We start from the raw sequence: 19,129 nt of genomic DNA on the forward strand, positions 1-19,129 counted from the left end.
ACCGTGGCGATGGCCGCCGTCAGCGTCGTCTTGCCATGGTCCACGTGGCCGATCGTGCCCACGTTGACGTGGGGCTTGGTCCGTTCAAACTTACCTTTTGCCATTTCAATCTCTCCAAAGAGCAGCGCCTGTGTCGGGGTTTAACGTCTGCACCCGGTTGCTCACTCGTCCCGCACAGGGCAACAGGACGGCACCGGATCGCAGATTGCAAGAAACTTGCTACTGTTTTAATAGCTATTGGCGCTTGACAGACAAGCACCAACAGCCTATTTGACTCAAAATTGCAGAGAAAAGGCCCGCCGGAGCAGACCTTTCGCTCGGCGCGCCAATTACTTGGCGCGGGCAGCCATGATGGCTTCAGACACGTTGCGAGGGGCTTCGCTGTAGTGCTTGAATTCCATCGTGTAGGTGGCGCGGCCTTGCGTCGCGGAACGCAGCGAGGTCGAGTAGCCGAACATTTCCGACAGGGGCACTTCGGCCTTGATGGCCTTGCCGCCGCCGACCATGTCGTCCATGCCTTGCACCATGCCGCGACGGCTGGACAGGTCACCCATCACGGTACCGGCGTAGTCTTCGGGCGTTTCCACTTCCACGGCCATCATGGGTTCCAGGATGACGGGACCGGCCTTCTTGCAGCCTTCCTTGAAGCCGAAGATGGCAGCCATCTTGAACGCCAGTTCGTTCGAGTCCACATCGTGGTACGAACCGAAGTGCAGCGTGACCTTGACGTCCACCACGGGGTAGCCGGCCAGCACGCCTTGCGTGACGGCTTCGTTGATACCCTTTTCCACGGCCGGGATGAATTCGCGAGGAACCACGCCGCCCTTGATGGCGTCGACGAACTCGATGCCCTTGCCGGCTTCGTTCGGCTCGATCTTGAGCACGACGTGACCGTACTGACCCTTACCACCGGACTGGCGCACGAACTTGCCTTCGGCTTCTTCCACCGTCTTGCGAATGGTTTCGCGGTAGGCCACCTGGGGCTTGCCCACGTTGGCTTCCACGCCGAATTCGCGCTTCATGCGGTCCACGATGATTTCGAGGTGCAGTTCGCCCATGCCGGAAATGATGGTCTGGCCGGATTCTTCGTCGGTCTTCACGCGGAAGGACGGATCTTCGGCGGCCAGGCGCTGCAGGGCGATACCCATCTTTTCCTGGTCGGTCTTGGTCTTGGGTTCCACGGCCTGCGCGATCACGGGCTCGGGGAACACCATGCGCTCCAGCGTCACGATGGCATCGGGATCGCACAGGGTCTCACCCGTGGTCACATCCTTCAGGCCCACGCAGGCCGCGATGTCGCCAGCGCGGATTTCTTCCACTTCCAGGCGCTCGTTGGCGTGCATCTGCACGATACGGCCGATACGCTCCTTCTTGCCCTTGACGGGGTTGTAGACCGAGTCGCCCTTGGTCAGAACGCCGGAGTACACGCGCACGAAGGTCAGCTGGCCCACGAAGGGGTCGGTCATCAGCTTGAACGCCAGGGCGGAGAACTTCTCGCCATCATCGGCCTTGCGGCTGGTTTCCTGCTCGTCTTCGTCGAAGCCAGGCACCGGAGGCACATCGATGGGCGAAGGCAGGTAGTCGATCACGGCGTCCAGCATGCGCTGCACGCCCTTGTTCTTGAACGCGGTACCGCACAGCATGGGCTGGATTTCGGTGGCGATCGTGCGGGTGCGCAAACCCACCTTGATCTCTTCCTCGGAGAGGTCGCCCTCTTCCAGGTACTTGTTCATCAAGTCCTCGGACGCCTCGGCGGCGGCCTCGACCATCTTCTCGCGCCATTCCTTGGCGGATTCGACGAGGTCGGCCGGGATGTCCTGGTAATCGAACTTCATGCCTTGCGAGGCCTCGTCCCAGATGATGGCCTTCATCTTGAGCAGGTCGACCACGCCCTTGAAGCCTTCTTCGGCGCCGATCGGGATCACCACGGGCACGGGGTTGGCCTTCAGGCGCAGGCGCATCTGGTCATAGACCTTGAAGAAGTTGGCGCCGGTGCGGTCCATCTTGTTCACGAAGGCCAGACGGGGCACCTTGTACTTGTTGGCCTGGCGCCACACGGTTTCCGACTGGGGCTGCACGCCACCCACGGCGCAGTACACCATGCAGGCGCCGTCCAGCACGCGCATGGAACGCTCCACCTCGATGGTGAAGTCCACGTGGCCGGGGGTGTCGATGATGTTGAAGCGGTGCTCGGGGTAGGACATGTCCATGCCCTTCCAGAAGCAGGTCGTGGCAGCCGAGGTGATCGTGATGCCGCGCTCTTGTTCCTGCTCCATCCAGTCCATGGTGGCAGCGCCATCGTGCACTTCACCGATCTTGTGGTTCACACCGGTGTAGAACAGGATACGTTCGGTCGTCGTGGTCTTGCCGGCGTCAATGTGGGCCGAGATACCGATATTGCGGTAGCGCTCGATGGGGGTCTTGCGAGCCATGGTGAGTCCTTGGATGGGTCGTTTATTCAGGGGGCGGGGCGGCCATTGTGCGGCTGCGACCCGTCAATTTTGTGACCGCCTCAATCGCCACAAGGCTGCAGGCAGAAATGCCGGCAGCCTTGCGCTTGGCGACAAAAACGATCGCCGATTCGCTTAGAAGCGGAAGTGGCTGAACGCCTTGTTGGCTTCGGCCATGCGGTGCACTTCGTCACGCTTCTTCATGGCACCGCCACGGCCTTCGGTGGCCTCCAGCAGTTCGTTGGCCAGGCGCTGGGCCATCGACTTCTCGCCACGCTTGCGGGCGGCTTCCTTGATCCAGCGCATCGACAGGGCCAGGCGGCGCACGGGACGCACTTCCACGGGCACTTGGTAGTTCGCGCCACCGACGCGGCGGGACTTCACTTCGACCATGGGCTTCACGTTGTTGATGGCAACGGTGAAGGCTTCCAGGGGGTCCTTGTCGGGGTGCTTCTTCTCGATCAGTTCCAGGGCGCCGTAAATGATGCGCTCTGCAACTGCCTTCTTGCCGCCTTCCATGATCACGTTCATGAATTTGGACAGCTCTACATTGCCGAACTTGGGATCCGGCAGGATTTCACGTTTGGGGACTTCGCGACGACGTGGCATTTTTCACCTCTATCTTGCTTCAGTTGGCACCGTTTCCGGCACCGCGAGAGCCATACAGGACTCCCACTTACTCGACCCGCGCAGAACACCTGCGTTTGGGGTCACTACGCTGCTTCACCGCGCCACGCGGGAGACAGCACCGAAATTTTTTGCAAAAAAGCGCAGGGCTTATTTGGCCTTGGGCTTCTTGGCGCCGTACTTGGAGCGCGCCTGCTTGCGGTCTTTCACGCCTTGCAAGTCGAGCGAACCACGCACGATGTGGTAACGCACACCGGGCAAGTCCTTCACACGACCGCCGCGAACCAGCACCACGCTGTGTTCCTGCAGGTTGTGGCCTTCACCGCCGATGTAGGAAATGACTTCGAAACCGTTGGTCAGGCGCACCTTGGCGACCTTACGCAGAGCGGAGTTCGGCTTCTTGGGCGTCGTGGTGTACACACGGGTGCACACGCCGCGGCGCTGGGGAGAGTTTTCCATCGCGGGGCTCTTGGACTTGGTCTTTTCGACCTCGCGCCCCTGACGGACCAGTTGATTGATGGTTGGCATGAAATACGTCCCTAAACGTAAAAACGAAAACGTGAAACCCTTCGGAAATTCCGAAAAGCCTTCAAATGTAGCAGATAGCCCCGCCCGCATCAAGCCCGCGCATGGATTCGGCGGGCGCCCGGCACCCCCGAACAGGCCGCCGCCCGGCCAGTCTGCGCCGGGAGCGCCTCCATCCAGGGCCGATCACTTGATCCAGAGGCGGATGGCGTCCCAGGCGCGGCCCAGCACGCCGGCCTGCTCGACGCCGTCGAGCGCCAGGAGCGGCGCCTCGCGCAGCACCTCGTCACCCAGCGACACTTTGAGCGTGCCGACTTCCTGCCCCTTGCCAAAGGGCGCCACCAGCGGGTCGCGGCGGGAGATCTGCGTGGCGATCTTGCCGCCGCTGCCCGCCGGCACCGCCACCACGATGGCTTCGGGGCGGCCGATCTTCACCGTGGCGGCCTTGCCCTTCCAGACCGCTGGCGTATCCACGGCCTGGCCCGCATCGAACAGCTTGACGGCGTCGAAGGCGGTATAGCCCCAGTTCAGCAGCTTCTGGCTTTCGTTGGCGCGGGCGTTCTCGCTGGCGGCACCGAGCACGATGGAGACCAGGCGGCGCGTGCCCACATTGGGAAACTCACGCTTGGCCGTGGCCACGAGGCAGTAGCCGGCGGCGGCGGTGTGGCCGGTCTTGAGCCCGTCCACGCTCGGATCGCGGTACAGCAGCAGGTTGCGGTTGGCGCTGTTGGACGCCGGCGTGCCCTCGTAGCGGTACTGCTTGGTGGCGTAGTAGTGCATGTACTCGGGAAAGTCCTGCATCAGCCGCGTCGCCAGGATGGACAGGTCGCGCGCCGTGGTGGTGTGGCCCGCCTCGGTCAGGCCCTCGGGGTTGCGGTAGGCCGTGTTCTTCATGCCCAGGGCCTGGGCCTGGTCGTTCATGAGCTTGACGAAGTTCTCCACGGTGCCGCCCACGCCCTCGGCCAGCGCGACGGTGGCGTCGTTGCCCGATTGGACGATCATGCCCTTGAGCAGGTCGTCCACCGGCACCTGCATCTTGGGATCGATGAACATGCGCGAGCCAGGCATCTTCCAGGCGCGCGTGCTCACGGCGAACTTCTGCTGCAGCGTGATCTTCTTGGCGCGCAATGCATCGAACACCAGGTAGCCGGTCATGAGCTTGGTCAACGACGCCTGCTCGACCGGCGCATCGACATCCTTGGCCGCCAGGATCTGGCCCGCCGTCACATCCACCAGCATGTAGGCGCGGGCGGCGATTTCGGGGGGCTGGGGCGCCTGGGCCCGCGCCGCCAGGGCACAGGAAGCCACGCCCACGGCCAATGCCAGGGAGCGCAGCAGGGAAAAGATTCGGTTCATGGAGAAAAAGCCGTCAAAAAGGGAAGCATGCGCCGAGGCGGCGCGAGAGGGAAGGCGGCGGCGCTCACGCCACCGCTTGCAGGTGGCGAACCACCAATTCCTTGAGCAGGTGCAATTGTCCGTGAAAGAAATGCCCGCCACCGGGGATGACTGTGACAGGCAGTGTCTGCGGGCGCGCCCAGTCCATCACGGAGGCCAGCGGCACGGTGTCGTCCTGCTCGCCATGCACCACCAGGGTACGCAGGTGGGCGGGCGCGGGCACCGGCGCCACGGTGAAGCGGCTGGCCGCCGTGCCCACCAGCACCGCGCTGGCCACCTCGCGCTCGCCCCACAGGGCGGCGAGCGCATGGCTGGCGACGAAGGCGCCAAAGGAAAACCCCGCCAGGGCGATGGGCCCCTCGGGCGCCACCTGGCGCACCACGGCCAGCAGGTCCTGCAGCTCGGCGCGGCCTTCGTCGTGCACGCCGGCGCTGCCGCCCACGCCCCGGAAGTTGAAGCGCACGGCGCTCCAGCCGCACTGGACATAGGCGCGCGCCAGGGTCTGCACCACCTTGTTGTCCATCGTACCGCCGAACAGCGGGTGCGGGTGGGCGATGACGACCGTGCCGCGCGGGGCCATGCCCACGGCCGGGGCATCGCGGCGCGCCTCAATGGCGCCGGCCTCGCCCGTGAAGACCAGTTTTTCAGTGTGTGCGTTCACGAATTGCTACCAATTCAATAGCTGCTCGCGCCCGACCATCGGGCGCTGGAAGCCAAAAAAGCTTGAAACCGGATGGACTACGGATCAGCGCCCGAGTTCCGGCGGCGTGCGCAGGCGCTCCACCACCTGGCCGTTCTTCAGGTGCGACTCGACGATCTCGTCGATGTCCGATGCGTCCACGTAGCTGTACCAGACGCCCTCGGGATAGACCACGGCCACCGGGCCGGCGGCGCAGCGGTCCAGGCAGCCCGCCTTGTTCACGCGCACCTTGCCGGGGCCGGCCAGGCCGGCGGCCTTCACCAGCGCCTTGCAGCGGTCGAAGGCCTCCTGGGCGCCATGCTGGGCGCAGCAGGCCTCGCCGTTGGGGCGTTCGTTGAGGCAGAAGAAGATGTGGCGCTCGAAGTAGGCGGGCGCGGGCTGGGTGGTTTCGCTCATGCCCGTATTCTAGGAAGGGCGGGCGCGCCGCGAGGCGCGCAGGAGCACATAGACCAGCGTGGCATAAGGCCAGAGCCAGCCCAGCCACTGGCCCAGGCCATAGAAGCGGATGAAGCGGCCCTGCTCCCAGGCCTGCAGCGTCTGGGCGAAATAGGCGCTCGTGGGCGCGTCGTTGAGCAGGCCCAGGTGCAGGGTCAGCACCACCAGCAGCAGCACCGCGCTGGCGCGCGGCGGCAGCGCCAGCAGCAGGGCCGCCAGCACCAGCCCCACCCAGATGCCCACGCGCACCGGCATGCCCAGCCAGGCCCAGGCGTGCGCCGGCCCGTAGCTCAGCGCGGCCGACAGGGCCGTCGCCCCCACCCCGCCCACGATGATGGCCAGCACCAACACCACGCGCCGCCCCAGGTGCCGCACCATGCTGTAGGCCAGCAGACAGGGCACGAGCAGGCCCAGGGCCACGCACAGCAGTTCGGCCACGGGCGACAGCGGCAGCAACGGCGCATCGCGCACCGGCAGCCAGTCGAGGAAGGGCGTGCCCGCCAGCAGCTCGGCCAGCGCCGCCTCCAGGCGCTCGAACACCTGGCCCAGGCCGAAAGGCTCGGCCGCCGGAAACAGCAGCGCCCAGGGCCACAACGTCAGCAGCACCAGGGCGCCGCGCGCATCGGGCGCGAACCAGCGGTCGCGGAAACGGCTCCAGCGGTCGATGGCCCCCAGGCGCTCCAGCAGGGCCGCGCTCAGAGCGCCCGCCAAGGTGCCCGCCGAGTTCAGCGCCAGGTCGAGGTTGGACGGCACGCGCTGGGGCAGGTAGATCTGCAGGAATTCCAGCAGCATCGACAGCAGGGCGCCCGCCGCCAGCGCCAGCGGCACGGCCAGCAGCCCCCGACCGGTGCGCAGCAGCGCCAGCGCCAGCAGAAAACCCAGCGGCGCATAGCCCACCACGTTGGTGGCGACGTCAAAGCCGGTCCAGTACGGCGGCGGCAGCGGTGCGGCCAGGAAGACCCAGGGCGAAATCCCCTGGTCGCGCCAGCCGATGAAGGGGAACAGGCTGGCGAAGACGATCAGCGCGGCATAGACCCAGGCGAGCGGCCAGGCGGAGGTCTTGTGCATGGCCAGACTCCCCGATGGCCCGCGCTAGAAGGGCTTGACCACCACCAGCACCACGGCGGCTACCAGCATCAGCACCGGAGCCTCGTTGAACCAGCGGAACCAGACATGGCTGCGCCGGCAGGTGCCGGCCGCGAACTGGCGCAGCAGCACGCCACAGGCGTGGTGGTAGCCCAGCACCAGCAGCACCACGAACAGCTTGGCGTGCAGCCAGCCGTTGCCCGGGCCCTTGCCGATGCCGTAGCCCAGCCACAACCACAGGCCCAGAGCCACGGCGGGCACGGCCAGCAGCGTGGTGAAGCGCATGAGCTTGCGCGCCATCAGCAGCAGGCGCGCGCGCTCAGCCTCCGAGCCCGGCGTCACCATGGCCAGGTTCACGAAGATGCGCGGCAGGTAAAACAGACCGGCGAACCAGCTGGCCACGAAGACGATATGGAACGATTTGACCCAGAGCATGGCGCCGAGTGTAGTGGCCCACGGGCGCCGGCCCTGGCAAAAAAAGGCCCGGCGGGGATGCCGGGCCCATAAGCCCGTGGGCGCTTGCGCCGCCGGGCCCCGCTCAGGGAGGAAAAAGCGGGGGGCGGCCAGGCCGCCCGGCGCCAATCTAGCACCACGGGCTGCCCCCGGCAACACCGCCAGCGGCCGGGTCCGCGCCAGTTCGGGCACAATTTTCCCCATGCACCTCTCCAGCCCCACCCCCTTCCCCGCCAGCCGCCCGCGCCGCCTGCGCCGCGACGCCTTCACCCGCAACCTCGTGCGCGAGCACGCCGTCACGGCGAACGACCTGATCTACCCCGTGTTCGTGCTCGACGGCCAGAACCGCCGCGAGGCCGTGGGCTCCATGCCCGGCGTGGAACGCCTGAGCCTGGACCTGCTCCTGCCCGTGGCCGAGGACTGCGTCAAGCTCGGCATCCCCGTGATGGCGCTGTTCCCGGTGATCGACGCCAGCCTCAAGACGCCCGACGGCAAGGAAGCGCTCAACGAAGGCGGCCTGGTGCCGCGCGTGGTGCGCGCGCTGAAGAAGGAATTCCCCGACCTCGGCGTGATGACCGACGTGGCGCTCGACCCCTTCACCAGCCACGGCCAGGACGGCCTGCTCGACGAGACCGGCTACATCCTGAACGATGCCACGGTGGAAGTGCTGGTCGGCCAGGCGCTGACCCAGGCCGACGCCGGCGTGGACATCGTCGCGCCCAGCGACATGATGGACGGCCGCATCGGCGCCATCCGCGAAGCGCTGGAGGCCCATGGCCATGTGCACACGCGCATCATGGCCTACAGCGCCAAGTACGCCAGCGCCTTCTACGGCCCGTTCCGCGACGCCGTGGGCTCGGCCGCCAACCTGGGCAAGAGCAACAAGAAGGTCTACCAGATGGACCCCGGCAACAGCGACGAGGCGCTGCGCGAGGTGGCGATGGACATCGCCGAGGGCGCCGACATGGTCATGGTCAAGCCCGGCATGCCCTACCTGGACATCGTGCGCCGCGTGAAGGACGAGTTCCGCGTGCCCACCTTCGCCTACCAGGTGTCGGGCGAGTACGCCATGCTCAAGGCCGCAGCGCAGAACGGCTGGCTCGACCACGACGCGGTGATGCTGGAGAGCCTGCTCGCCTTCAAGCGCGCGGGCGCCGACGGCGTGCTGACCTACTTCGCCCGCGACGCCGCGCGTTTGCTACAAAAATAATAGCTATTGGCGCCTGCGGGGTGGGCGCCATGGTCAAAATTGACCTATGTCAACGCAGCGCGCCATTCCGCGCCGCGACAGGCCGCAAACAGGGGGGCTTAGGCTACGATGCCTTGCACCCCCGGCACCGCCCAGCCATTCCGGCGCGCCCCGGCCTCCCTCCCATACCCCGAACAGCATGCCCCCGCGCAGCACCTCCGCACCGGCCCGGCCGCTGGCTCTCACCGCGGCGGCATTGCTGTACATGGTGGTGGCCGAAACCACGGCGACCCCCCTGCCCGGGCTGGGCCTGGCACCGCTGATCCAGCCCGCCAGCGGCCTGGCCCTGGTCCTGCTGATCCTTGGCGGCCCCCGGCTGGCGCCGGCGATCTTCGCCGGCAGCCTGTTGAGCGGCCTGCTGGCGGGCGATGCGCCACTGGCGGCCCTGGCCGAGTCGCTGGGCATCCTCGCCGCCGCCCTGGTCGCCAGCCGGCTCATGCTGCGCCAGCCGAGCTTCGACAAGGACCACCCCAACTTCAGCGTGGTCCGGCATGTGCTGCTGTGGGTCTGCGGCGCCGGAGCGGGCGCCGGCGCGCTGGTGGCCAGCGCCGCCCTGCTGCTGTCGGGCGAAATCGCCCCGGGCGACTGCATGGGGTATTTCCTGCAGTGGTGGATGGGCTGCTCCCTGGGCTCCCTGCTGATCGCGCCCCTGGCCATGGCCTACCGGCGCGCGCTGCGTTTCGCCCAGCCCCTGCACCGCATGGACGAAGGCCTCCTGGTCTGGCTGCTCGCCAGTGTCGGCGCCGCCATCATCTTCGGCAACACGCAGGACCCGCTGCTGGCCCCGCTGGCCAACGCCTACTGGATGTTCCTGTTCGTGAGCTGGTCGGGCGCGCGCCTGGGCATGCTCTCCACGATGGGGCTGCTGTGCATGATCGCGCTGCAGGCCCTGTGGGGCAGCTACCAGCGCACCGGCTTCTTCGCCCGCGACATCGCCGCCAACCACGGTTTCGGCTACTGGTCCTACATGATGATCCTGACCGTCGTGGGCCTGTCGCTGGCGGCCTACCTGACGGAACGGCGGCGCCAGAAATCCTCGCTGCGCGTGGCCGCCATCGCTTTCGAATGCCAGGAGGGGATGCTGATCACCAACGAGCGGTCGGTGATCCTGCAGGCCAACCAGTCGTTCCTGCGCCTCTCGGGCTACGCGCTGTCCGAAGTGCTGGGCCGCACACCGCATTTCCTCCTCGCCCCCTCCACGCCCTGCGCCGAAGCACCGGCCACCGAGGCCACGGATTTCACCCCCGCGCAATACCTGCAGCGCCGCGAATGGCACCGGCGCAAATCGGGCGAAACCTACCCCGTGCAGATCACCCTGAGCCCGGTGCGGGACCACCATGCGCGCACCACGCACTACGTGCTCGCCCTGACCGACATCACCGATCTGCACGCACAGGAAGAGCAGCGCCGCAAGATGGAGCAGATCCACCGCGAGGCCCTGGTCCGCGAGGTGCACCACCGCATCAAGAACAACCTGCAGGGCGTCATGGGCATGCTGCGCACGCTCGACCACAAGCACCCCAGGCTGCACGGCCCGATCAACCAGGTCATCGGCCAGGTGCACAGCATCGCCGTAATCCATGGGCTGCAGGGCAGCACCACGGCCGACCGGGTGCGGCTGGGCGATCTCATCTGCGCCGTGGCCGGCGGTATCGAATCGCTCTGGGACACCCCCATCCACGTGGACACCCCCCACTGGTGGAAAGCCTGCCATGTCACCCCGGCCGAGGCCGTGCCCGTGGCCCTGGTGCTCAACGAACTGATCCTCAACGCCGTCAAGCATGGCGGCAAATCCCAGCAGGACGTGCGCGTGCGGCTGCACGACGGCCCGCAGGAGGGCTGCGTCCAGATCACCATCGCCAACCCCGGCCGCTGGCCCGAGCCCGCCAAGCCTTCGCAGGGCGGGCTGAGCCTGGTCGAGGCCCTGATGCCGCGCAGCGGCGCCCGGATGACCCGCATGCAGACAGGCGAATGGGCTGTCCTGCAGCTTGACCTCGGCCCTCCCGTCATCCACCTCGAATCCGCCACATCGCCATGAAGAACCCTCCACCCATCTCCCCCCAACCACCCCATCTGCTGCTGGTGGACGACGATCGCCTGATCCTCGCCACCCTCGCGAACGGCCTGCGCGACGCCGGCTACGAGGTCACCACCGCCGAGTCCGTGGACGACGCCGAAGCGCTGCTGACCAGCAGCCTGCGGCCCGACCTGGCCATCATCGACGTGCGCATGCCCGGGCGCGACGGCCTGGAGCTGGCCGAGCGCCTGCGCAGCCTCGACCACATCCCCTTCCTCATGCTCAGCGCCTACAGCGACGCCCTGACCGTCGAACGCGCCACGGACTTCGGCGCGCTGGGCTACATGGTCAAGCCCATCGACGTGGTGCAGATCCGACCCGCCGTGGAGGCCGCGCTGCGACGCGCCCGGGACCTGGACGAGCTGCGCCAGGCACGCGCCCAGCTGCAGAAGGCCCTGGACGGCGACCGCGACATCAACGTGGCCACCGGCATCACCATGATGCAGTACCGGCTGGCGCGCCCCGCGGCCTTCGAGCTGCTGCGGTCCTCCTCGCGCTCGCAAAGGCGCAAGCTCGCCGACCTGGCGCGCGAGGTCATCCAGCTGTGCGACACCCTGCAAAAGGACCCAAAGTCTTGACCGCTGTCATGGGGTTTTCACGTATTCCGGATAAAAATTCTCGTCCCAGAATTCATTTTCCTGTTCGCTGAGCCGCCTGTGCCCCCGGCCGCCCAGCACCACGAGGCCCCGAACACGCCTCGCGAGATCCATGGCCCCCCGGCCAGGGATTCATGCAAATGTTCGGCCCCGCCCCGCTTCTTCTCGCCACCAGCATGCAGGCAACAGCGCAGCGACGCCTCCAGAGCGCCGCCATGCAGGCCTGCGCGCACTCCCGCCGCCCCCAGCCATGAGCACGCCCCCGCTCCCGCTGAGCAGTTCCTGGAACGGCCCCCTGGATGCGCGCCCGGACATCGGGCACGCCCTGTTCTCGCGCTTTCGCATCGGCACCCGCCTGGCGGCCATGATGGCGCTGGCCGTCCTGGTGACGGTGGTCCTGGCCACCGCCGGCATCCAGGGACTGGCGACCGCCAACGAAAGCCTGCGCGCCGTCCATGAGGACCGCATGAAGCCGGTGCGCACGCTTTCTCAGATCGCGCACCTCATGCTGTCCAACCAGCACCAGCTGCAGATGGCCCTGGCGCAGACCGCGACACAGGGCGCCCCCAGCAGGATCATGCTGAACCCGGATCTCGCGCGCAGCGCGGCCCAGGCCATCGAGCACAACGTGATCGCCATCGACCGGCTGTGGAGCCTCTACACCGCCGGCCCCCGGACCCCGCAGGAGCTGGCGCTGTCCGACCGTTTCGCCAGCCGCCGTGCGCACTACCTGCGCGAGGCCGTCATGCCGGCGCTCGCGGCCCTGCGTTCCCTGGACTACCAGGACACCCAGCGCCTGGCGGCCCTGGTCCGTCAGCTCTACGAGCGCGCCAGCCCGGACGTCCAGGCCCTGATCGACATGCAGTTCAACCAGGCCCGCGCGGCCTATGAAGCCGGCGTGCAACGCTACGAGCAGACGCGCAGGCTGGCCATCGGCGCGCTGCTGCTGTCCATGGCCGTGCTGGGCTTTCTCGGCGTGATGCTGATCCGCTCCATCGTCCGCCCGCTGCGCCAGGTGACCGAGGTGTTCCGCCACATCGCCGATGGCAGGCTCGACACCCCCATCCATGTGCAGGGCAAGGACGAAATCAGCACGGTGCTGACAGAGCTGCGCTCCATGCAGCACCGCCTGGCCGCGAACGAAAAGGCCATCCACCAGCTTGCCTACTACGACCCGCTGACCGATTTGCCCAACCGGCGGCTGCTGCGCGACCGTCTGCAGGCCGCGCTGACCGCCAGCCGCCAGGACGACCGGCACCGTGCCGTGCTGCTGCTCGACCTGGACAACTTCAAGACCATCAACGACACCCTGGGCCACGAGATCGGCGACCAGCATCTGCTGGAAGTGGCGCAGCGCCTGCGCATGGCCGTGCATGCGCCCCACTCCATCGCGCGCATCGGCGGGGATGAGTTCGTCGTCCTGATGGATCTCCTGTCGCCCACCGAGACCGAGGCCCTGGCGCAGGCCGAGGCCCTGGCCAGCCAACTGCTGGCCGCCGTGTCCCGGCCCTGCCCGCTGGCCGGGCAGATCTACCATGGCAGCGCCAGCATCGGCATCTGCCTGTTCAAGAACCACAATTCCAGCATCAAGGAACTGCTCAAGCGCGCCGATGCGGCCATGTACCAGGCCAAGAACGCGGGGCGCAACGGCCACTGCCTCTTCAATCCTTCCATGCAGGTCCAGCTGGAAACCCGCACGGCCCTGGAAACGGCCCTGCGCGGGGCCGTGGAGGCCGGCCAGCTCCAGTTGCATTACCAGGCCCAGGTCAGCGCCACCGGCCGGCCCGTCGGCGCGGAAGTGCTGCTGCGCTGGAACCATCCGGTGCATGGCCCGGTGGCGCCAGCCGAGTTCATCCCCATCGCCGAGGCGTCGGGCCTCATCCTGCCCATAGGCGCCTGGGTGCTGGAGCAGGCCTGCGCCCAGCTCGCTACCTGGAGCACGCAGGCAGCGACCCGGCACCTGGAACTGGCGGTCAACGTGAGCGCACGCCAGTTCCGGCACCCCGGCTTCGTGGACCAGGTCTGCCGGTCGCTCCAGCAGTCCGGGGCCAACCCAGGCAAGCTGGTGCTGGAGCTGACGGAAAGCCTGGTGCTCGACGACATCGCCGACACCGTGGACAAGATGCAGACCTTGCGACAGCACGGCGTGCGCTTCGCGCTGGACGACTTCGGCACGGGCTATTCGTCGCTCGCGCAGCTCAAGCGCCTGCCCCTGGAACACCTCAAGATCGACCGCAGCTTCGTCGAAGACATTGTTTCCGACGCAAGCGATGCCGCCATTGTCCAGACCATCATCGACATGGCCCGCAACCTGGGGCTGAACGTGATTGCCGAGGGCGTGGAAACCCCGGCACAACGCCAGGCCCTGCTGGAGCTGCAATGCCTGGTCTTCCAGGGCTACCTGTTCAGCCATCCCCTGCCGATCGCCCGATTCGCGCAATGGCTGGAGCAGCATGCCTCCCCTTTCGTTCCCGCCACTGCAACGCCCGCTCCTTGGGCCACACCCTCCGGAGAGTTCACATGAATCGCTTCAAGATTTCCACCCGCGTCGCAGCCCTCGCTGGCCTTCTTTCCCTGCTGCTGCTGGCCATCGGCAGCCTGGGGCTGTGGGGCATCTCCCAGTCCAACAAGGCCCTGCACTCCATGTACGAGGACCGGCTCACCACCACGGCGGACATCGGACAGATCCAGTCGCTGCTATTGCGCAACCGCCTGGCCCTTGCCGTGGCACTGGTCACACCGGACGAGGCAACGATCAAGGCCAGCACGGCGGAAGTGGAAGCCAACATCGCTGCCATCACCCGCATATGGGATAACTATCTGGCGCGTCCGCACAGCCCGCAGGAGGAACAACTGGCCAAGGCCTTCACCGATAACCGGGGGCGCTTCGTGCGCGAAGGCCTGCGGCCCACCGTGGCGGCACTGCGCGCCGGCGATATTCCTGGCGCCAACCGCATCGTCATCGAACAGGTGCGCCCGCTCTATCTCCCCGTGGGAGAAGGTATCAACGCCCTGCTCCAGCTCCAGTTCGACGAAGGCAAGAAGGCCTACGAACAGGGCGACGCCCAATACGCCATGATCCGCGCGGCTGCCGTCGCCTCCATCGTCCTCGGCCTGCTGTTCGCCGCCCTGTTCGCCACCACGCTGGTGCGCGGCATCTCCCACTCGCTCGGCCATGCCATCGAGGTGGCCGAAACCATCGCCAAGGGCGATCTCAGCCACCCCGTCCAGGCCGATGGTCGGGACGAGGCCGCCCAGGTGCTGCATGCGCTCGATGCCATGCAGAAGCAGCTGACCGGCATCGTCGGCACCATCCGCGAAGGCAGCGAGAGCGTGGCCAGCGCCTCCAGCCAGATCTTCATGGGCAACCACGACCTGGCCAGCCGCACCGAGCAGCAGGCCAGCGCGCTGGAACAGACCGCCGCCGCCATGGAGCAGCTCAACGCCACCGTGCAGCAGAACGCCGACAACTCCCGCCAGGCCCAGCAACTGGCGGCCAACGCCAGCGCCGTCGCCCTGCGCGGGGGCGAGGTGATGGGACAGGTGGTGAACACCATGCAAGAAATCCACACCTCATCGGGCAAGATCGCCGACATCATCGGCGTGATCGACGGCATCGCCTTCCAGACCAACATCCTGGCGCTCAACGCCGCCGTGGAGGCGGCGCGCGCGGGCGAGCAAGGCCGGGGCTTCGCCGTGGTGGCCTCCGAGGTGCGCAGCCTGGCCAGCCGCTCGGCCGAGGCCGCCAAGGAGATCAAGGCGCTCATCAGCTCCAGCGTGGAGCGCGTGGGCAAGGGCACCGAACTGGTGAACACGGCCGGTCAGACCATGGAGGAAGCCGTGGCCGCGATCCAGCGCGTGACCACGCTGATGACCGACATCAGCGCTGCCAGTGTCGAGCAAAGCAGCGGCATGGGCCAGATCGGCGAGGCCGTGCAGCACCTGGACCAGACCACGCAGCAGAACGCCGCGCTGGTGGAAGAGCTGTCAGCCGCCGCGCGCAGCCTGCAGGACCAGGCCAAGGCCCAGGTTCAGACCATCGCCGTGTTCACGCTGGCGGGCGACACCCCCAGCCACCAGCCCTCCAGGCCCGCCCAGCCGGTGCCAACGGCCTTGCCGGCACAGGCCGCGCACAGCGCACTGCCAGCACCGGCACGGGGGGTCATGCAGCCACGCCTGGCCGCAGCGGCCAGCTGACCGGCGTCAGACCGCCAGCCTGGGCAGCCCTGGCCGCAGGGCCGGCACCGCCGTCCTGGTTTCCAGGGCGGGCGCAGGCACCTGCGGGCTCTCGGCATGCGAGGGCTCGTCACCCAGGCGAAACACCTCCACGGAGCGGACCAGCTCCTGCGCCTGTCCCCGCAGGCTGCTGGCGGCCGCGGCCATTTCCTCCACCAGCGCGGCGTTCTGCTGCGTGGTCTGGTCCATCTGGATGACGGCCTCGCCGACCTGATCCACCCCTTGGCTCTGCTCGGTGCTGGCGGCGCTGATCTCTCCCATCAGGTCGGTCACCCGGCGGATGGCGGCCACCACTTCCTGCATCGTCGCCCCGGCCTGATCGACCAGTTGGGAGCCGGCCTCGACCCGTTCCACGCTCGTGCCGATGAGCGTCTTGATCTCCTTGGCGGCCTCGGCCGAGCGGCTGGCCAGGCTGCGCACCTCGGAGGCCACCACGGCGAAGCCCCGGCCCTGATCGCCCGCGCGCGCCGCCTCCACGGCGGCGTTGAGCGCCAGGATGTTGGTCTGGAAGGCGATACCGTCGATCACGCCAATGATGTCGGCGATCCTGCGCGAGCTGTCGTTGATGCCCTTCATGGTCTCGACGACCTCGCCCACCACCGCGCCGCCGCGCTCGGCCACCGTGGTGGCCGACATGGCGAGCTGGTTGGCCTGGCGCGCGTTGTCGGCATTCTGGCGCACGGTGGAATTGAGCTGCTCCATGGAAGCCGCCGTCTGCTCCAGGGCGCTGGCCTGCTGCTCGGTGCGCGCGCTCAGGTCGTGGTTCGCCTGGGCGATCTGGGCGCTGGCCGAGGCCACGCTCTCCGACCCGGAGCGCACGTTCGACACCACCTTGCGCAGACTTTCCATCATCTGCTGCAGGGAGCGCAGCAGCTGCGCCGTCTCGTTGCGCCCCTGCACCTGGAGCGCCATGCCCAGGTTGCCGGCGGCCACCGCATGCGACACCTCCACCGCCTGCCGCAGGGGGCCGGTGATGGCACGGATGATCCATGCCGCCAGGACCGCCGCCACGAGCAAGGCCAGCAAGATGGTGGCCCAGACGGTGTTCTGGATCGACACCACGTCGGCCTGGGCGCTGTCGACCGATTGGCCCAGCAGCTCCGTCTGGAAGCCGATCAGGGCTTCCACCGCGCTGAAATAGGCATCGAGCACGGGCCGGACATCCTTGAGAAGGTAGCGGCGCGCGTCCTCGGCATTGCCCTGCTCCACCAAGGCAAGGTAGCGCTCCTGGGCCTCGATGTAGCGGGCACGCTGCGCCTCGATGGCCGCCAACAGCTCCTTGCCCCGGGGCGCGATGATCTCGGCCTTGAGGCGGGCGAGTGCTTCACCCACCTTCTGCCGCGACGCCAGCACCGCCTGCCGCTGGCGCTGGACCTCGTCGCCGCTCTCGGCGAGCACCATGTTGCGCATCCCGATGGCGATCTGCCCGAGGTGGCCCTTGATATCGTTGAGCACGGCGACGCGCGGAATACGCTCATCGGTCACGACACGAAAATCCTCTCGGATAGCAGCGCTTTTCCAGAGCGCCACGGCCCCGAGGGCCATGATCAGCACACCCATCAGGGCGAAACCCAGGACCAGCCTGGTCGAGATTTTCATATCGCTCGGCTTCATGGAACACCTCCTCGCGGGGACAGGGCTTAGGGTGGAAGTACGGTTTGTAACGCCGTTTTTTTTCACGCACAAGTTATTTCTGCGACAACGGCATGACAGCAAAACTCGCCCACGCAACGCCCCGCCCAGGTGCCCACCAGCGGTTTTCCCGCTAGGATCGCACCACGCATCCGGAGAACCACGTTGGACCTCAAGCCCCTCATCACCCTGTTGGCCATCGTCAACCCGCTGGCCATCGTGCCGTTCTTCATCCACTACACGCAGGGCTTCTCGGAACAACAGCGCCTGCGCACCATCCGCACGGCCTCGTTCGCCGCGTTCTGCGTGATCGCCGCCTGCGCGCTGCTGGGCCTGCAGATCCTGGACTTCTTCAGCATCTCGCTGCAGAGCTTCCAGGTCGGCGGCGGCATGCTGCTGCTCATCAGCGCCATGAACATGCTCAACGCCCAGCCCGCCGAGGCCAAGCCCCACACGCATGAGCTGGAGGAAGGCGCCGAGAAGGCCGCCGCCGGCGCCAGCATCGCCGTGGTGCCGCTCACCATTCCGCTGCTCACCGGCCCGGCCACCATGTCCACCGTGGTGATCTACGCCGACCGCGCCCAGACCTTCTGGCAGCACGCCGCGTTGGTGGGCTATGGCGTGGTCATCGCCGCCGCCACGGCGGTGTGCTTCTCGCTGGCCGAACCGATCGCGCGCATCCTGGGCAAGACCGGCATCAACGTCATGACCCGGCTCATGGGCCTGATCCTCGCCGCGCTGGCCGTGGAGGTGATGGCCGAGGGCCTGGTCAAGCTGTTCCCGGTCCTGGTCGCGCGCTAGAGATGCAATACCCCCCTGTGTCGCTTCGCTCCTTCCCCTTCACTCGCCTCGCTGCGCGGTGCGGGAGGGGGGACGCCGCCAGCGCGGCGGGGCGGCCCTTGCGCGGCGGCCGCTGGCTTGGCCGCGCCAGTCTCAGGCATCCGTGGTGACGCGCCGCACCGTGGAGAACTGAAATGTCCGCCCATGTGCTGCTGCTGGAGGACGACCCGGCCATCGCCCGCACGGTCGCCTACGCGCTGGAGCGCGAGGGCCTGCGCACCACGCACAGCCTGCTGCTGCAGGACGCGCGCAACCTGCTGCGCCACGGCGCGTTCGACCTGCTGGTGCTCGATGTCGGCCTGCCCGACGGCAGCGGCCTGGACCTGTGCCGCGAGGTGCGCGCCGCCGGCGGAACGCCGGTGCTGATGCTCAGCGCGCACGGCGAGGAGATCGACCGCGTGCTGGGCCTGGAACTGGGCGCCGACGACTACCTCGCCAAGCCCTTCAGCCCGCGCGAGCTGGCCGCGCGCGTGAAGGCGCTGCTGCGCCGCGCCGCCGTGCAGGCGCCGGCGCCCTTGGCCCGCACCGCGCCCTTCCTCGACGACCGCGCCGGCCAGCGCATGGTCCTGCACGGCCGGCCGCTGGCGCTCACGCGGCGCGAATACCGCCTGCTGGCCTGCCTGCTGGCGGGCGCGGGCCGCATCCATGCGCGCGACACCCTGCTGGCCGCCGCCTGGGGCGACGAGAGCGACAGCCAGGACCGCACCGTGGATACCCACATCAAGACCCTGCGCGCCAAGCTGCGCGAGGCCGACCCCACGCGCGAGTACATCAGCACGCACCGGGGCATGGGCTACTGCCTGGATGTTTGAAGCCAAATTGGCCTCC

At 67.6% G+C, this 19,129-nt stretch carries 17 protein-coding genes; 7 read left to right on the forward strand and 10 right to left on the reverse strand.

Annotated features, from left to right (window positions below):
* The 9 genes from D8S75_RS00005 to D8S75_RS00045 all read right to left on the reverse strand — a co-directional run.
* Nucleotides 1-104: GTP-binding protein (locus D8S75_RS00005; protein ID WP_229726451.1), on the reverse strand; the 104-nt coding region annotated here is incomplete at its 3' end.
* Nucleotides 105-329: 225 nt separating this feature from the next.
* Nucleotides 330-2,432 (reverse strand): elongation factor G, encoded by a 2,103-nt coding sequence (fusA, locus tag D8S75_RS00010; protein ID WP_119963894.1) that lies wholly within the window; start codon nucleotides 2,430-2,432, stop codon nucleotides 330-332.
* A gap of 153 nt (nucleotides 2,433-2,585) precedes the next feature.
* Nucleotides 2,586-3,059 carry a 30S ribosomal protein S7 gene (gene rpsG, locus D8S75_RS00015; RefSeq protein ID WP_005798541.1) on the reverse strand — a complete coding sequence of 158 codons (474 nt, stop codon included), beginning with the start codon at nucleotides 3,057-3,059 and terminating at the stop codon, nucleotides 2,586-2,588.
* Between the two features lie 168 nt (nucleotides 3,060-3,227).
* Complete coding sequence (gene rpsL / locus D8S75_RS00020; protein WP_015012185.1) at nucleotides 3,228-3,605, reverse strand: 30S ribosomal protein S12; 378 nt, start codon at nucleotides 3,603-3,605, stop codon at nucleotides 3,228-3,230.
* Between the two features lie 183 nt (nucleotides 3,606-3,788).
* On the reverse strand, nucleotides 3,789-4,958 hold the full coding sequence (locus tag D8S75_RS00025) for a D-alanyl-D-alanine carboxypeptidase family protein (RefSeq protein WP_119963895.1): 1,170 nt from the start codon (nucleotides 4,956-4,958) through the stop codon (nucleotides 3,789-3,791).
* Nucleotides 4,959-5,022: 64 nt separating this feature from the next.
* On the reverse strand, nucleotides 5,023-5,658 hold the full coding sequence (locus D8S75_RS00030; RefSeq protein WP_119963896.1) for an alpha/beta hydrolase: 636 nt from the start codon (nucleotides 5,656-5,658) through the stop codon (nucleotides 5,023-5,025).
* An 84-nt stretch (nucleotides 5,659-5,742) separates the two neighbouring features.
* Nucleotides 5,743-6,093, reverse strand: a complete 351-nt coding sequence (locus D8S75_RS00035; RefSeq protein ID WP_119963897.1) for a (2Fe-2S) ferredoxin domain-containing protein — start codon at nucleotides 6,091-6,093, stop codon at nucleotides 5,743-5,745.
* 9 nt (nucleotides 6,094-6,102) lie between these two features.
* Entirely contained in the window at nucleotides 6,103-7,200 is a 1,098-nt protein-coding gene (locus tag D8S75_RS00040; RefSeq protein WP_119963898.1) for a VanZ family protein, read from the reverse strand.
* 24 nt (nucleotides 7,201-7,224) lie between these two features.
* Nucleotides 7,225-7,653 (reverse strand): CopD family protein, encoded by a 429-nt coding sequence (locus D8S75_RS00045; RefSeq protein WP_119963899.1) that lies wholly within the window; start codon nucleotides 7,651-7,653, stop codon nucleotides 7,225-7,227.
* A gap of 220 nt (nucleotides 7,654-7,873) precedes the next feature.
* On the opposite strand from D8S75_RS00045, the gene hemB reads away from it, so the two are divergent.
* The 5 genes from hemB to D8S75_RS00070 all read left to right on the forward strand — a co-directional run bounded on the left by hemB (nucleotide 7,874) and on the right by D8S75_RS00070 (nucleotide 15,790).
* Nucleotides 7,874-8,881: a porphobilinogen synthase gene (gene hemB / locus D8S75_RS00050; protein WP_119963900.1), complete on the forward strand. Its 1,008-nt coding sequence runs from the start codon at nucleotides 7,874-7,876 to the stop codon at nucleotides 8,879-8,881.
* 178 nt (nucleotides 8,882-9,059) lie between these two features.
* Nucleotides 9,060-10,958: a PAS domain S-box protein gene (locus tag D8S75_RS00055; RefSeq protein WP_198673107.1), complete on the forward strand. Its 1,899-nt coding sequence runs from the start codon at nucleotides 9,060-9,062 to the stop codon at nucleotides 10,956-10,958.
* On the forward strand, nucleotides 10,955-11,575 hold the full coding sequence (locus D8S75_RS00060; RefSeq protein WP_119963902.1) for an ANTAR domain-containing response regulator: 621 nt from the start codon (nucleotides 10,955-10,957) through the stop codon (nucleotides 11,573-11,575). The genes D8S75_RS00055 and D8S75_RS00060 overlap by 4 nt, the downstream gene beginning before the upstream one ends.
* A gap of 268 nt (nucleotides 11,576-11,843) precedes the next feature.
* Entirely contained in the window at nucleotides 11,844-14,117 is a 2,274-nt protein-coding gene (locus D8S75_RS00065; RefSeq protein ID WP_119963903.1) for a putative bifunctional diguanylate cyclase/phosphodiesterase, read from the forward strand.
* On the forward strand, nucleotides 14,114-15,790 hold the full coding sequence (locus D8S75_RS00070) for a methyl-accepting chemotaxis protein (RefSeq protein ID WP_119963904.1): 1,677 nt from the start codon (nucleotides 14,114-14,116) through the stop codon (nucleotides 15,788-15,790). The genes D8S75_RS00065 and D8S75_RS00070 overlap by 4 nt, the downstream gene beginning before the upstream one ends.
* Nucleotides 15,791-15,796: 6 nt before the next feature.
* Here the strand turns inward: D8S75_RS00070 and D8S75_RS00075 are convergent, their stop codons facing one another.
* On the reverse strand, nucleotides 15,797-17,443 hold the full coding sequence (locus D8S75_RS00075; RefSeq protein WP_269813986.1) for a methyl-accepting chemotaxis protein: 1,647 nt from the start codon (nucleotides 17,441-17,443) through the stop codon (nucleotides 15,797-15,799).
* Between the two features lie 183 nt (nucleotides 17,444-17,626).
* On the opposite strand from D8S75_RS00075, the gene D8S75_RS00080 reads away from it, so the two are divergent.
* On the forward strand, nucleotides 17,627-18,262 hold the full coding sequence (locus tag D8S75_RS00080; RefSeq protein ID WP_119963906.1) for a MarC family protein: 636 nt from the start codon (nucleotides 17,627-17,629) through the stop codon (nucleotides 18,260-18,262).
* Between the two features lie 173 nt (nucleotides 18,263-18,435).
* Nucleotides 18,436-19,113, forward strand: a complete 678-nt coding sequence (gene creB / locus D8S75_RS00085; RefSeq protein ID WP_119963907.1) for a two-component system response regulator CreB — start codon at nucleotides 18,436-18,438, stop codon at nucleotides 19,111-19,113.
* Nucleotides 19,114-19,129 lie beyond the last annotated feature (16 nt).

It is taken from the genome of Simplicispira lacusdiani (assembly GCF_003604195.1).
Classification (GTDB): Bacteria; Pseudomonadota; Gammaproteobacteria; order Burkholderiales; family Burkholderiaceae_C; genus Simplicispira; species Simplicispira lacusdiani.

Excerpts from the sequence above, each read along its gene's own strand:
- fusA (WP_119963894.1), bottom strand. The coding sequence starts at position 2,432 with ATGGCTCGCAAGACCCCCATCGAGCGCTACCGCAATATCGGTATCTCG.
- rpsG (WP_005798541.1), bottom strand. The coding sequence starts at position 3,059 with ATGCCACGTCGTCGCGAAGTCCCCAAACGTGAAATCCTGCCGGATCCC.
- rpsL (WP_015012185.1), bottom strand. The coding sequence starts at position 3,605 with ATGCCAACCATCAATCAACTGGTCCGTCAGGGGCGCGAGGTCGAAAAG.
- D8S75_RS00025 (WP_119963895.1), bottom strand. The coding sequence starts at position 4,958 with ATGAACCGAATCTTTTCCCTGCTGCGCTCCCTGGCATTGGCCGTGGGC.
- D8S75_RS00035 (WP_119963897.1), bottom strand. The coding sequence starts at position 6,093 with ATGAGCGAAACCACCCAGCCCGCGCCCGCCTACTTCGAGCGCCACATC.
- D8S75_RS00040 (WP_119963898.1), bottom strand. The coding sequence starts at position 7,200 with ATGCACAAGACCTCCGCCTGGCCGCTCGCCTGGGTCTATGCCGCGCTG.
- D8S75_RS00045 (WP_119963899.1), bottom strand. The coding sequence starts at position 7,653 with ATGCTCTGGGTCAAATCGTTCCATATCGTCTTCGTGGCCAGCTGGTTC.
- hemB (WP_119963900.1), top strand. The coding sequence starts at position 7,874 with ATGCACCTCTCCAGCCCCACCCCCTTCCCCGCCAGCCGCCCGCGCCGC.
- D8S75_RS00055 (WP_198673107.1), top strand. The coding sequence starts at position 9,060 with ATGCCCCCGCGCAGCACCTCCGCACCGGCCCGGCCGCTGGCTCTCACC.
- D8S75_RS00060 (WP_119963902.1), top strand. The coding sequence starts at position 10,955 with ATGAAGAACCCTCCACCCATCTCCCCCCAACCACCCCATCTGCTGCTG.
- D8S75_RS00065 (WP_119963903.1), top strand. The coding sequence starts at position 11,844 with ATGAGCACGCCCCCGCTCCCGCTGAGCAGTTCCTGGAACGGCCCCCTG.
- D8S75_RS00070 (WP_119963904.1), top strand. The coding sequence starts at position 14,114 with ATGAATCGCTTCAAGATTTCCACCCGCGTCGCAGCCCTCGCTGGCCTT.
- D8S75_RS00075 (WP_269813986.1), bottom strand. The coding sequence starts at position 17,443 with ATGAAGCCGAGCGATATGAAAATCTCGACCAGGCTGGTCCTGGGTTTC.
- creB (WP_119963907.1), top strand. The coding sequence starts at position 18,436 with ATGTCCGCCCATGTGCTGCTGCTGGAGGACGACCCGGCCATCGCCCGC.